The organism is Bradyrhizobium forestalis (assembly GCF_002795245.1).
Classification (GTDB): domain Bacteria; phylum Pseudomonadota; class Alphaproteobacteria; order Rhizobiales; family Xanthobacteraceae; genus Bradyrhizobium; species Bradyrhizobium forestalis.
Map to the genome: position 1 here is coordinate 1 of NZ_PGVG01000177.1, position 244 is coordinate 244.

The following is a 244-nucleotide window of genomic DNA, read 5'->3' on the forward strand; positions in this document are numbered from 1 at the left end:
CGCGACCGCAACCGGCGCCGTGGCGGCAAGAGCTGCGATCGGCAGATTGGCAGCGAGCATGCTCGATACTGCGATCACCAGCAGCATCAGGAACATCATCAGCGTTTCCGTGACCATGTCGAGCACGACGAAGCGCGTCCGCCATGCGCGCGTCGCGGCGGGCGAGGCGGGCTCGCTCAGGAAGCGCCGGCAACTGCGGATCATGGCGCTGTGGATGCAGAGCATGCCGGCGGTCCAGGCCGCG

Annotated in this window: 1 pseudogene; it reads right to left on the bottom strand. The window is 68.0% G+C overall.

Annotated elements, in window-relative coordinates:
• Nucleotides 1–244, bottom strand: a pseudogene (locus CVM73_RS41430) (sensor histidine kinase); the annotation flags it as partial.